The sequence below is a fragment of the Gottfriedia sp. NPDC056225 genome (genome assembly GCF_042267765.1).
GTDB lineage: Bacteria > Bacillota > Bacilli > Bacillales > Bacillaceae_G > Gottfriedia.
This window is the reverse complement of sequence record NZ_JBHJTJ010000009.1, coordinates 1-12,098: the sequence shown is the minus strand read 5'-3', so window position 1 is coordinate 12,098 and position 12,098 is coordinate 1. Positions and strand designations below refer to the sequence as shown.

The 12,098-nt window shown below is 30.8% G+C and carries 12 protein-coding genes; 8 read left to right on the top strand and 4 right to left on the bottom strand.

Going from position 1 to position 12,098, the window contains the following annotated elements; all coding sequences use genetic code 11:
* Window positions 1-428 precede the first annotated feature (428 nt).
* Entirely contained in the window at window positions 429-1,661 is a 1,233-nt protein-coding gene (locus tag ACFCYN_RS08450) for a two-component system sensor histidine kinase NtrB (protein ID WP_172445385.1), read from the bottom strand.
* A gap of 116 nt (window positions 1,662-1,777) precedes the next feature.
* Here ACFCYN_RS08450 and ACFCYN_RS08445 point away from each other — a divergent pair, with 116 nt between their 5' ends.
* Complete coding sequence (locus tag ACFCYN_RS08445; RefSeq protein WP_172445384.1) at window positions 1,778-2,626, top strand: DUF72 domain-containing protein; 849 nt, start codon at window positions 1,778-1,780, stop codon at window positions 2,624-2,626.
* Here the strand turns inward: ACFCYN_RS08445 and ACFCYN_RS08440 are convergent.
* Both ACFCYN_RS08440 and deoD read right to left on the bottom strand, forming a co-directional pair.
* Entirely contained in the window at window positions 2,623-3,036 is a 414-nt protein-coding gene (locus ACFCYN_RS08440; RefSeq protein ID WP_375948718.1) for a disulfide oxidoreductase, read from the bottom strand. The genes ACFCYN_RS08445 and ACFCYN_RS08440 overlap by 4 nt on opposite strands.
* Window positions 3,037-3,358: 322 nt before the next feature.
* The gene (gene deoD / locus ACFCYN_RS08435) at window positions 3,359-4,066 is read right to left on the bottom strand and encodes a purine-nucleoside phosphorylase (RefSeq protein ID WP_172445382.1); all 708 of its coding nucleotides are present in this window, start codon (window positions 4,064-4,066) and stop codon (window positions 3,359-3,361) included.
* Between the two features lie 298 nt (window positions 4,067-4,364).
* Between deoD and ACFCYN_RS08430 the strand changes: the two genes are divergently transcribed.
* The 6 genes from ACFCYN_RS08430 (at window position 4,365) to ACFCYN_RS08405 (ending at window position 10,025) form a co-directional block, all read left to right on the top strand.
* Complete coding sequence (locus ACFCYN_RS08430) at window positions 4,365-5,093, top strand: hypothetical protein (RefSeq protein ID WP_375948716.1); 729 nt, start codon at window positions 4,365-4,367, stop codon at window positions 5,091-5,093.
* Window positions 5,094-5,103: 10 nt separating this feature from the next.
* On the top strand, window positions 5,104-5,925 hold the full coding sequence (locus ACFCYN_RS08425; RefSeq protein ID WP_375948715.1) for an HAD family hydrolase: 822 nt from the start codon (window positions 5,104-5,106) through the stop codon (window positions 5,923-5,925).
* A gap of 193 nt (window positions 5,926-6,118) precedes the next feature.
* Window positions 6,119-7,006, top strand: a complete 888-nt coding sequence (locus ACFCYN_RS08420) for a ComEC/Rec2 family competence protein (RefSeq protein WP_375948714.1) — start codon at window positions 6,119-6,121, stop codon at window positions 7,004-7,006.
* Between the two features lie 438 nt (window positions 7,007-7,444).
* Window positions 7,445-8,581, top strand: coding sequence for an N-acetylglucosamine-6-phosphate deacetylase (gene nagA, locus ACFCYN_RS08415; protein ID WP_375948712.1), 1,137 nt, complete (start codon window positions 7,445-7,447; stop codon window positions 8,579-8,581).
* Window positions 8,578-9,288 (top strand): glucosamine-6-phosphate deaminase, encoded by a 711-nt coding sequence (gene nagB, locus ACFCYN_RS08410; protein ID WP_375948710.1) that lies wholly within the window; start codon window positions 8,578-8,580, stop codon window positions 9,286-9,288. The genes nagA and nagB overlap by 4 nt, the downstream gene beginning before the upstream one ends.
* Window positions 9,288-10,025: a GntR family transcriptional regulator gene (locus tag ACFCYN_RS08405; protein WP_142317541.1), complete on the top strand. Its 738-nt coding sequence runs from the start codon at window positions 9,288-9,290 to the stop codon at window positions 10,023-10,025. Before nagB ends, ACFCYN_RS08405 begins: the two co-directional genes overlap by 1 nt.
* A 548-nt stretch (window positions 10,026-10,573) precedes the next feature.
* On the opposite strand, the gene ACFCYN_RS08400 is transcribed toward ACFCYN_RS08405, so the two are convergent.
* Entirely contained in the window at window positions 10,574-11,356 is a 783-nt protein-coding gene (locus ACFCYN_RS08400) for a Cof-type HAD-IIB family hydrolase (RefSeq protein ID WP_375948708.1), read from the bottom strand.
* A gap of 170 nt (window positions 11,357-11,526) precedes the next feature.
* Between ACFCYN_RS08400 and ACFCYN_RS08395 the strand changes: the two genes are divergently transcribed.
* Window positions 11,527-12,098, top strand: a 572-nt coding sequence (locus ACFCYN_RS08395; RefSeq protein WP_375948706.1) for a PRD domain-containing protein, incomplete at its 3' end; no start/stop codon positions are given.

Below are 12,098 nucleotides of genomic sequence, written 5' to 3'. Positions count from 1 at the left end.
GCAAATAAAACAGTGGAATGTACAAATAAGTGGTCGGCATGCTTATAGAACCATGGGAAGTGCATATAAGTAAATGAACAGTGCAAATAAATAAGTGAAATGTGCAAATAAGAACTCGTAAACTGCAAATAAGAACTCGTAAACTGCAAATAAATACGAGAGGATCCTAAAATAGATAAGATAATACCTATACCGGTTAGGGTATCTCGCCTTAAAAGTAGATGCACAATAATGGAAAAGTGAATAGTTTCCTCTAATTCTTTCAAATTCTACTAATATAATGAAGACTTCTACTAAATATCTATAAATGAAGATCCCAAAATCAACTTTAATTGAAAAACGCCGCAAAGATACCCCCTTAAATAAATTGCCATAATAAAAAGCCATCGAAGGGTTCGACAGCTTGTATTCTAAGATACTATTCCTTATTAAACAGCAGTGCACTTAATAGGTAATGTAATTGTAAAGGTAGTTCCATTATCTCCACTTAGTACTGAAATCGTGCCGTTATGATTTTGAATCAGTTTTTTTGTTAATGGTAAACCAAGTCCGGTACCGTCATCTTTCGTCGAAAAGAAAGGATCAAATATATATGGTAAGTCAGCAGAAGGAATTCCTGTACCATTATCTTTAAAGGTAATATAAATGATATCTTCATCGATAAAAGTAGCAATATTAATGATCAGTAACTCTTCTTTTTTCGCATCTAATGCATTTTGAAATAAGTTTAAAAATACTTGAACGAGTTGATTCTTATCAAAAAATATATGTGTTGCTATTAAATCTTCAGATAAGAAAAATTTAAATTTTACGTTATTTAAAAATGTCTCACTGAATAATAACTGTTTTATATGATTTGATATAAAATCATTAATCTTAATTGCCTCTGGTTTATAGTTTGCATTCTTTGTAATAGATAAAAAATCAGTGATTATGCCATTTGCTCTGTCTAATTCTGGAATCAGAAGATCATTAAATAATTGCTTATAATGAGGTGGGGCTTCTTCTTGTAAAAATTGTAAATACCCTCTCACTGTCGTAAGTGGATTGCGAACTTCGTGGGCAATCCCTGCAGCAATTCTCCCTGACATAGCTAGTTTTTCAGATTCTCTTGCTTCGTTTAAATTATGAAAAATACCGATCACTCTTAAGATTTCACCATTAATGTCACGGATAATACGAGTGTTAATGATGCCGTAGTTAATATTTAAAATTTCTTTATTATAAAATTCTTCGCCGGTATATAGTGTTTGAAGCAAACAAATCTCTTTATCTTCTATTTTTAACAAATTTCTAATATGTCTACCAATCAGTTCGTATTTAGTGATTCTAAAATCATTCGCAACCTGCTGATTGTATAACGTAATAATACCATTTTTATCTATAAATAAAATATGGTGCGGTAAAGCATCGTAAATCGATTGTAAAGTTCTTTTACTATTCGCAAAAAAGATCGAGTATTTAGTGTGTAATGGAAGTTCGTTAATGGAATTACGAATATCTGTATTTCTAGTTAACTGATTTGAGCTAGATAATTCACGAGTGTTATTTGAAAAGATAGACCCAGAAGTAATTGTATTTAAAATAGATTCATATGATATTACTTTTTCTTCAAGTTCAGCAATTTTCTCTTTTAGTTCTTGTATTGTCTCGTTAATCATTTACACTTTACTCCAATTTCTACTAAAATAAGTATTTATATCAGACTATATCGTTTATTTTAATGAAAAATAGAAATAATTAATTATTAATAATCAATGAGCTATTGGAGAGAATTATGGAAATAAAAATAGGAGTTACTGGGTGGGGGGACCATGATAGTTTATACCCTGACCGGATCCACTCATCCAAAAAATTAAGACAATATTGCACCCATTTTCCAATTGTTGAAATAGATTCTTCTTATTATAGTATCATGCCGCAATCAAACTATCATAAATGGGTGAATCAAACTACTTCAGATTTTTCATTTATTGTTAAAGCTTATGGCGGTATAACCGGTCATTCAAGACAAAATTATTCGAAAGAGGAACAAATATTACTATTAACACCATTTTTAGAATCAATTCAACCTTTAATTGAAGCAAATAAATTAAAAGGAATATTATTTCAATTTCCACCTTGGTTTAATTGCAAGAAAGAAAATGTTGAATTGCTTCGAATTATGAAAAGTAAACTGAAAGGACTTCCGGCAATTTTAGAATTTCGAAATCAATCATGGTTTTATCCTCAATTTTATGATCAAACTTTAAAATTTATGGAAGATGAAGGATGGATTCATTCAATTTGCGATGAGCCTCAAGCGGGAAATGGAAGTATACCAATTGTACTACACCCAACAAATCCGAATTTAACTTTAATCCGTTTTCATGGACGAAACATATATGGATGGAATCATAACGGACAAGATAATTGGCGAGAAGTACGGTATTTATATCGTTATAACGAAGAAGAGCTTTTTGAATGGGTAGCAAGAATTGAACAATTAGCAAAAAATACAAAAGAAATATGTGTTCTTTTTAATAATAACTCTGGTGGAGATGCAGCGGATAATGCAAAACAATTAATGAAGCTGCTAGGTATTGAATTTGGACCTTCATCTACCGAACAGCTCGAATTGTTTTAGTTTGATTTTCGTAATAAAGAAATACAGCAAATATTAATAAGTAGAAAAGCAACAAACGCTAACATCGGAATTGTAATGAAACCAAACCAATTTAAATAGTCGCCAGTACAAGGAACAGGTCCACATTGAGTTGCCGTTTCCTTCATAGCAGGAACTTTTTGAATTAAAATATGATAGATTGAAATGCACATACCAATTAATGATAATGGTAAAACATAAATAACATCTTTTACTTTATTTTTATAAACGGCAATACCGACAATAAAAACAATTGGATACATGAAAATTCGCTGATACCAGCATAATGAACAAGGTGTCCAATGATTAATAATGGAAAAAGATAAACTACCTAGTGTTGCAATAATGCTTACAATCCAAGTGAAAAATAAGATTGATTGATGTTTCTTCATTCTTTACCATCCTTATGTTGAAATTCGATAATATTATTGTACCTTTGATTGGCCATAAAGTGGTATTAAAACGAGATATAAGTTTTAACTTTATTGGTTACATAAAAAAAAGCAGGCCTTTGTCGTCTAAGCTGAAAAAGTGATATATCAACCTGTTTTAGTAATATATCAACGAGAATTAGATCTATATCAACGGAGTTCACAGCTTTATCAATATAGTTCACATAGTGTTCGTGTTTTCGTCGCTTAACTAATTAAAAAAGGATGACTCATAAGTATTTTAACTAAAGAGTCATCCTTTTTTTATATAAATATTTCTGTACTATTCAGCAATCGCAGCATCTAAAGCAATAACAATCATATCATTGAAAGTTGTTTGTCTTTCTTGTGCAGATGTCTCTTCACCAGTGAAGATGTGATCGCTTACTGTTAAAACAGTAAGTGCATCTACACTATGTTTAGCAGCTATTGTATATAAAGCTGTTGTTTCCATTTCTACAGCCAGAACACCGTATTCTCCTAATTTTTCATACATGTCCATACTATCTCGGTAGAATATATCTGACGTTAAAATATTTCCTACTTTTACATTTAACCCTTTATTAATTGCGCCATCATATGCTTTCTTAAGTAAATCAAAGCTAGCACATGGAGAATAATCGAACCCAGGGAATGTTTGACGATTCATATTTGAATCTGTACATGTAGTCATCGCTATTATAACATCACGAATTTTTACATCTTTTTGAAGCCCGCCACAAGTACCTACGCGAATTAATGTTTTTACACCATAGCTATTAATCAGCTCATTTACATAAATTCCGATTGAAGGTATTCCCATTCCAGTACCTTGAACGGAAATTCTTTGACCTTTGTATGTACCAGTAAAACCAAGCATGCCACGTACTTCATTATAGCAGACAACATCTTCTAAAAATGTTTCAGCGATATATTTTGCTCTTAAAGGGTCACCAGGTAATAAAATTTTATCCGCAATCGCGCCTTGTTCTGCGCCAATATGTATACTCATTTAAATATCCTCCTTAAAAACTTAATTGAATAGCCCATCCTTTATCAGTAATTTAGTCTCTACATTTAAATAAAAAACATTCTAATTTATATAGCTACTTAAAGGAAAATGTAAGTCGAACGTAGTAGTTAATAAATATAGAAAAAACTATAGACAAAATTAACCAATACAGATAATTTATGGCGAATTTTAATTATTGCATAGGTAATTGAATAATGAAAGAGTTTACAATATGAAATTGAACTTTCTCGAAATGACAAAAAATTGTTAATTTTAACTATTTAAGGGAGAATGATCTATGAAATTTCGATTTATTGCAACTCTATGTATAGCTATCCTTATTATCTTATTAATTAGTAACCGCTTAGTTAACCATAGTATACTATCAAATGGAAGTCAGGCTAACTCACTTAAAGTCCAAAAGGTTAAATGGAATCTTACAACGAAAAATATTAGGCAAGAAGTAAGTGTGGCTTCTAGATCAATGAGTATACTGCAGCGCGACAAAATTAAAATATTTATTACTACGGACGACTTAAAATCTTATAAAATAATTACCCCTGATTATAACGGAAATAATCAATTTACATTTAAGTATGCCTTTAAGAAAAATGTTACATATTTTGTAAGTGTATTTTTAAATAATCAGACGCTTGATACGAAGATTTTTCAAAAACAAAAGGATAAAACCGATGAAGTATTTCCTACAGCAATTTTGACTAAGAAGTATGATGATTATACAGTCTCGTTGTTATATACATCGATCCTACCAAAAACAAAGAGTCAAATAACATTTGATTTTGAACAGTTTAAAAAACGTTCGAATTTTACAAATCACCAATTTTATATTATTAATGAAGATGGAACGTATTTTAAACAAGTAAATAATCCAGAAAAAAATTCTAAAGTAAACTATGAACTTGATTTACCTAAAGCGGGTATGTATAAAATATTTTATGAATTTAATTTAAATGACGAAAAACAGACATTTAATTTTATTCTGGATGTAAAAGACAAAGACAGCTAAGGAGTCGCAAATGCATAACATATTAATGAATTCAAAAGTATTAGTTTTTGATTTAGATGGTACTTTATATGACGGAACAACACATTACGATTACTATGCTAAACTACTAGCAAATGAAGTTAGTCCAGAGAAACGTGATTCCTTTTTGAGGGACTATGAAAAAATCAAAGATTATGACCATGCTTTAACAATTGGAAAAATTTACGATGCTGAAAATGATTTAATTATTTCGTTAGACCCAATTACTTTAAAGCCGATTCAGGTTTTCACTTGGGAAGGTCAGCTTCTGTCTAAAGATGAATTACAAGATAACTATCTTGATCGGATCAATTATGAATTGCCTTACATACCTGTTGGGGATGGTTGGTGGATTCCTTTAGTGGCAAGCTATCACTATGGAGCAAAAGACGTATTTCATTGCTATGATAAAACAAAAGAGTTCATGGCAACAAAGGAATTTAGTATCCCATATATTAAAGGTTTAAAACAAGCTTTAGAGCAAGTAAAAGATACTAAAAAATTAGTCTTGTTAACAAATTCGGATCGAGAGGATGTAACTCGATTACTAAATTTACTTGATTTAAATGGATTGTTCCATTTGGAAATTACAGATGGAAAGAAGCCACTAGAAACGGAAAATCATTTTAAAAATATTATGAATAAATTCAATGTTTTACCACACGAAGTTGTTTCAATTGGAGACAATTTTATTAATGAAATATCCCCTGCTCTAAAATTAGGCATGCACGGCGTATACATTACAAATCAGACTACTATGCAAGTTAGCGAATCCTTACTAGTTGTAAAAAGATTAGAGGAAGTTTTTGAGTAACATAAAAATGAATATTGATTCGTTAAAAAACTGTAAGAAAAATTGCTTACAGTTTTTTGATTTGTATAATGAGCTGTGATCCAATTTGAACTTCATATTCAAAAGATGTATACTCTAAATCCAACTTATTTTTACGGAACTCATACATACTTTTGAAATTGCAATGAGAAAATAATAGTAGGAGGAAGTGTGAATGGACAAAAATCGAAAACTCTATTCTCTCGTAATTTCTATTATTATTTTTTATACTGTTTTTTTTAGTAATAATTTATATACAGATGCAAGAACAACAAATTATGGCTATATTACGCATCCTTTATTAGTTTATTTTTTTGACGTAGGTCAAGGCGATAGCATGGTATTGATTTTACCAAATGGAAAGACAGTGTTGATTGATGGAGGAGATGTAGAACATGGTGGAGCTGTTATAAAAAAACTTAAACGACTTCATGTCAATGCAATTGATCTACTTGTAAGTACACATCCAGACATTGATCATATAGGCGGATTATTAAAAGTCATGAATAGCGTCAAAATATCGAAAATATTAGATAGTGGAAAAAAATATAATTCACACTCTTATTACTTATATAAGAAAGAAGCGTTTCAAAAGAATATCCCAATTAGCATCGCAAAGTTAAATGAGAAGATCTTACTAGATCCAAATGTAGATATCACAGTATTAAATAGTGGGAAAAAATCCTATACAAATAATAATAGTTCAATCGTTTTAAAAGTAAAGTATGCAGACATATCAATTCTATTGACTGGAGATATTGAAAGAAAAGCTGAACAAAGACTAATCAAAAGTGAAAATATTGACGCTCAAGTATTAAAAATTCCACATCATGGTTCATCAACATCAACTTCAGAAGCTTTTTTATTTGCTGTCAACCCAACAGTAGCAATTCTCTCGTATGATAAATTTAATCTATTTGGTCATCCACATCGATCAGTAATGAAGCGGCTAAATCATCTAGGAATCAAGCAATACACAACCGATCAATACGGAGATATCGAATTATCAACAAATGGTCATAACTTATATATTGAAAAACAAGAAGTATTGGTTAATCCTTAAGGATCGATCCAATACTTTTATTTTTTGAGGGTAGAGGGATTAAACTGACTGATTATTTTTTATATAAGTGAATAGGTCATTTGTATCTCTGACCCCTTTAATAGTAAGAAAAATAGGTCAATAAGCTATGTTTTTAGCTCATGAGCCCTTTATGAGTAAGGACATTAGATCATAAAGCTATTTCTTAACCAATGCCCCCATATAAAGATGGGTATAAGAGCAAATTACATTCTATTTTATAATGAAAATACCATAATTTTTTATGACGATTTTATGAAATTAACATAGGTAGTATAGACAACTAGGAGTATATATCATACAATGGGTAAGTAGAAATCCTAGTATAGATCTAAATGAATGTGAATGATGATTAAGTAAACACTACTTTCTATATGCGGTTATTTATAAACTTCTTAGAATTAGGAAAGAGGAGAGTATATGAAATCAATTATTAATGTAAAAATTTATACGGGCACAGAAGTAATTGAAAAGGGTTACATTCGATATGACGAAAAAATTTCTAATATCGGCCACATGGACGGTTATGTAAATGAAGGCGAAGAAATAATTGATGGAAACGGTACTGTTATTATTCCAGGGATGATTGATATTCATATTCATGGAGCATACGATGTTGATGCGATGGATGCTGATCCTAACACGATGGTTACTATGAGTAACAAAATGATGAAAGAAGGGGTTACAACCTTTTTTCCAACTACAATGACTCAGTCTAAAGAAAATATAGAAAATGCATTGAGATCATTAAAGGAAGCTAAAGAGCTTGGTGCACATTTTGAATATATTCATTTAGAAGGACCATTTGTTAATAAAAATAAAGCTGGAGCGCAGCCTCTAGAATACATTATAAATCCTGACGTAGAATTATTTAAAAAATGGCAAGAAGCTTCGGGAGGATTAATAAAGTTAGTTACTTATGCACCAGAGGTTGAGGGTGCAAAAGAGCTAGAAGCAGAGCTACAACGAACAAATGTTATTGGAACTGTTGGTCACTCTGATGCTGTAAGTGCAGATTTTGAAGGTAGAAATATTTTTCATGCTACACATTTATACAACCAAATGAGACCTATGCATCATCGTGAAGTAGGTACAGTAGGAAATGTACTTTTAGATGAACGAGTAATGGTTGAATTGATACCTGATGGAATTCACATACATCCTGATATGGTTAAGCTTGCTTACCGATTAAAAGGAGCTAAAAAAATTAGCGTAATTACCGATGCAATGAGAGCAAAAGGTCTTAATGACGGTAAATATGAATTAGGTGGACAACCTGTATTTGTAGCAAACAAAAGTGCACGATTAGAAGACGGCACGCTTGCAGGTAGTATTTTAAAAATGGATGAAGCATTTAGAAATATTATGAAATTTACAGGCTGTACTCCAGAAGAAGCAGTACAAATGACATCAATAAACCAAGCTGAAGAGTTTGGGCTTACACATAAGGGAGCATTAAAACCTGGAAAAGATGCTGATTTTGTCCAAATGACTCCTGAGTTTTTCGTAATTAACACTACTAGACAAGGTAAAAATTTTAATGAGGTGACTTTATGAACGTAATCGTAGTAAAAAACGCTGAAGAAATTTCAAAAGTAGCATATGAAAAAATGGTACAAGCAATTGAAGGGAAAGATGAATTTACTCTAGGTTTAGCTACTGGTGGCTCACCTCTAGGTATTTATGAACAATTCCGAATCAATAAACCGGATATGTCAAATGTAATTACAGTTAATCTTGATGAGTATGTTGGATTAGCTGAGGATGATCAAACAAGCTATCATACTTATATGGCTGAACAGTTATTTAATCATTTGAAATTTAAAGAAAACCATTTACCGAATGGAAATACTAAAGACTTAGAAGAAGCATGTAAAAATTATGAGGACTTATTACAGAAGCATCCTGTAGATTTACAACTTCTAGGAATTGGCGAAAATGGACATATCGCATTTAATGAGCCAGGAACTCCTTTCGATACACCGACTCATATCGTAGAACTTACTGAATCAACACGTAATGCGAATAAAATATATTTTGAGAACGAAGAAGATGTACCAACTCACGCTGTAACTATGGGAATTGGTTCAATTTTAAGAGCTAAAGAAATTATCTTAGTAGCATCAGGAATTAAAAAAGCAGAAGCAGTAAAAGAAATGTTAAATGGAAAAATAGATATTAACTGCCCGGCTACTGCTTTACAACAGCATAATAACGTTACAATTGTGGTTGATGAAGAAGCATACTCACTTTGTAACAAATAATGTTAAGGCTAGATAAAAATTCTCCTTTACCGATTTATTTTCAAATACAAGAGATTTTAAAGGTGAAAATTAGCTCAGGAGAATGGAAACCTGGGGACAGAATCCCTTCTGAGCAAACATTGAGTGAGATGTTAAATGTAAGTAGGATGACAATTAGACAGGCTTTAAACAATCTTGTAAAAGAATCTTTAATAAGTCGGAAGCGTGGAATTGGTACGTTTGTTTCAGTAAAAGATGGAATTGAAGTTGAGGAATCCCTTAAATCATTAAGGAGTTTTTCTGAAGATATTACATCAATTGGATTAACACCAACTAATAAGTTACTTGGATTTTCAACAATTGAAGCGGATGAATATTTAGCAGAAGTTTTATCAATTGAAAGTGGCTCTGAAGTTTTTAAAATTGAAAGATGTCGTTTAGCAAATGAGCATCCAATTGCAATCGAAACAACGTATTTACCTAAAAATTTAGTAAATCGAATTGATGAAAAAGCATTAAATCATTCTTTATACGAATACTTTGAAGTTTCTTTAGGTTATACAATTAAAAAAGCTACTAAATGGATTAAAGCATCGCTAATGTCGGAAAGAGATTCTTTAATTCTCGAAGTGGCAGAGGATTCTCCAGCATTAGAATTACACCAAATAACATTTATTAATGATGGTTTACCTCTTGAATACGTAAGCTGTATTTATCGAGCTGATCGTTATCGATTTACAATTGATATTGACCGTTAAAAAGGGTGCATGTTTGCACTCTTTTTTGTTGTTGAATAACATAGTACTTGCGAATGAAAGCTGAAACTGGGGAAGTGCAAATAAAAAAGGTAAAAGTGCAAATGAAACTGACGAAGTGCAAATAAAACTAGTGAAACTACAAATAAAATCATGACAACTGCAAATAAAATCACGATTCAATAAAAATAGAGCAAATGAAATAAAATAAAGTAAATGAAATCAAATAAAATTAAGTGTGTAGAACCCAATACTAAGCAAAATAGAGTTAAATCATAAAAAAGTATGAATTTTTGCGACGATATCTGGGGAGAACTCTACAATATTAACGAATTGCGCGACGTTATCAGCGGAGTTTACTACAATATCAACGAATCAGGCAAATTATCAACAAGGATTGCTACAATATCAACGAGGAACAACATTATATCAACGAAGACCCCCATTTTATCAACCAAACTCACAACTTTATCAACCAAGTTCACTTAGTGTTCGCATTTCCAATATTCTTCTACAAACAAAAAGGGTGCTTCTAAAAGCACCCTTACTTTTTACTTCATTTGTAAAACAATTTTAACAGCTTCAGCTACAGAAGGAACTGTATAAGAAGCATATTTTTTCACTTCATCATCTGCGTTTTCCATAGCAAAGCTATTTGGAGTTAATTCAAACATTGAAATATCGTTGTAAGCATCACCTATACAAGCTATTTCGTTAGGTTTAATGCCTAGTTTTTCAATTAATATTTGAATTGCAGATCCTTTACTTACATTTACTGGGACAATATCTAAGCAATTTTTTGCTGATATAAAAGAAGTAACATATTCCGGTAGTTCTTTTTGTAATTCTTTTTGAAGTTCAAGTAAATCTTCGTCTTCGCCTAAAACTACATATTTTTTTGGTGTAATTGACTTACCTAGATCAGATTTTAATGTTTTCAATTCAACTGCATTCATGCTAGAGTTTTTTTCGATTTCTTTTACTAAGTCAGTTTTCTCTTCAATATAGTAAGTAGAGTTATCGGCTACATAGATTAAAAATTTATCATGTGTAATCATCTCATATACTTTGTCTATGACACTTGGATGAAAAGTAGCATCTAATAAAGCTTCACCTTCATTTGAATAAATATAAGTTCCATTCATACTAATACGATGGAAGTTATTTCCTATACTTTCCATAATTTTTACAATTTCATAGTCTAAACGACCTGATGCAAAACATAATATAACCCCTTGATCTATAAGGTTTTTTAATGCTTCAACGTCATGTTCAAATAGTTGACCTTGGTGAAACATCGTACCATCTAGATCACTTACAAATAATTTAATCATAATACTAAACACCCACTTGATTTATATTTATACTTTTATATTCTATCCTAATATAATAGATATTCAAAAAAATATGATTAATTTATGAAACATAATTTGTGTATAAACTATTTTTGAAAAATTATGTTATGATATAAAAGCGATTTTTTAACTTGGGGGTGATAAAAAAAATGTCGGTTTGCTATACAATCAAAAAGGTGCTTAATAATAACGTATTAATTGCTAAAAATCCCGATCATACCGAAGTTGTACTTTTAGGAAAAGGTATCGGTTTTAATAAAACTAGAGGAGATTTAATTTCCGAAGGTGTAGTAGAGAAAATGTTTATCTTAACTGATGAACAAAAACAAAAACAATATAAATCATTAATTAACTTTATGGATGAAAAATTAATGGGTACACTACAGCAAGCGATTTATTTAATTTCTGAAAGAACGGGATGCACTTTAAATGAGCAAATTCATATTGGATTAACTGACCACTTAATATTTGCGATCAAACGAATTAGAGAAGGCTATAATGTAGATAATCCGTTCTTACAAGAAACAAAAGCGATGTATCCAGAGTATTTTAAAATTGCACAAGAAGTTATTGATTTAATAAATAAAGAAATAGATATAATTTTACCAATAGAAGAAGTAGGCTTTGTCACACTTCATATCGTTAGTAATTTATCGATGGAAGTTGTATCGGATGTAAATAAGTTCTCTCAGATCATTAAAGATTTAGTATTATATATAGA

Coding starts and splice junctions, on each gene's coding strand:
- ACFCYN_RS08450 (WP_172445385.1), bottom strand. CDS start 1,661: ATGATTAACGAGACAATACAAGAACTAAAAGAGAAAATTGCTGAACTT.
- ACFCYN_RS08445 (WP_172445384.1), top strand. CDS start 1,778: ATGGAAATAAAAATAGGAGTTACTGGGTGGGGGGACCATGATAGTTTA.
- ACFCYN_RS08440 (WP_375948718.1), bottom strand. CDS start 3,036: ATGAAGAAACATCAATCAATCTTATTTTTCACTTGGATTGTAAGCATT.
- deoD (WP_172445382.1), bottom strand. CDS start 4,066: ATGAGTATACATATTGGCGCAGAACAAGGCGCGATTGCGGATAAAATT.
- ACFCYN_RS08430 (WP_375948716.1), top strand. CDS start 4,365: ATGAAATTTCGATTTATTGCAACTCTATGTATAGCTATCCTTATTATC.
- ACFCYN_RS08425 (WP_375948715.1), top strand. CDS start 5,104: ATGCATAACATATTAATGAATTCAAAAGTATTAGTTTTTGATTTAGAT.
- ACFCYN_RS08420 (WP_375948714.1), top strand. CDS start 6,119: ATGGACAAAAATCGAAAACTCTATTCTCTCGTAATTTCTATTATTATT.
- nagA (WP_375948712.1), top strand. CDS start 7,445: ATGAAATCAATTATTAATGTAAAAATTTATACGGGCACAGAAGTAATT.
- nagB (WP_375948710.1), top strand. CDS start 8,578: ATGAACGTAATCGTAGTAAAAAACGCTGAAGAAATTTCAAAAGTAGCA.
- ACFCYN_RS08405 (WP_142317541.1), top strand. CDS start 9,288: ATGTTAAGGCTAGATAAAAATTCTCCTTTACCGATTTATTTTCAAATA.
- ACFCYN_RS08400 (WP_375948708.1), bottom strand. CDS start 11,356: ATGATTAAATTATTTGTAAGTGATCTAGATGGTACGATGTTTCACCAA.